At 36.4% G+C, this 643-nt stretch carries 2 pseudogenes; both read right to left on the bottom strand.

What is annotated here, in order from left to right:
* Positions 1 to 352 (bottom strand): annotated as a pseudogene (locus tag HMPREF2853_RS04275) (thiol-disulfide isomerase); the annotation flags it as partial.
* 84 nt (positions 353 to 436) lie between these two features.
* Positions 437 to 643: pseudogene (locus tag HMPREF2853_RS10005) on the bottom strand (thiol-disulfide isomerase); the annotation flags it as partial.

Below are 643 nucleotides of genomic sequence, written 5' to 3'. Positions count from 1 at the left end.
GTACACTAGTTATTTTACCATCTATCTCTATTCTAAAATAAGCAGTAACCCCATTCCGTCCCGGATTTGAGATATCCAAATCGATGTCTCCTTTTATCTCTATGGAGTCAATTCCTCCATCCAAGCGAATAGCTCCATCAGGAGGAACGACATAGCCCGCTTTACGGATGTCAGACGCATATTTTTCTGACGCCATTAAACGTTGTAAGACGGCTATATTGTCCCTCTCTTCAAAGGAGGTTTTTAATTGCATATGTTCTTGATGGTTTTGATACTGAAAGTAAAGATTCAAACCAGTAGCTAAGGCAATTACAGAACCAATCACGATTAGCATTTTTTTAAGTCCCGACATTTTTTCACCCCCTCTGTCTAAGTTATCATAGAAGTGTTGTTCATACGACATTGTGTTAAGAAAGAAGCTACTTTCTCTGGTAAACTATCCATACAAAGTCTGATACATCTTTTTCATGAAGCCATCAATCTCGCTTTGAACAATCTTTAATAGGCGCTCTTCTTCGGATTGAGAGATGTTCACACTCTCTTTTATATTTTTTTCATTTATTTGAAAATAGGCGCTAGAAACTAAATCAAAGTTCTTATCCAATTCATAGAGTACACTAGTTATTTTACCATCTATCTCTAT

Origin of the sequence: Streptococcus sp. HMSC077F03, assembly GCF_001812375.1 — a bacterium.
Classification (GTDB): domain Bacteria; phylum Bacillota; class Bacilli; order Lactobacillales; family Streptococcaceae; genus Streptococcus; species Streptococcus oralis_S.
This window is presented reverse-complemented; position numbering and strand designations above follow the sequence as displayed.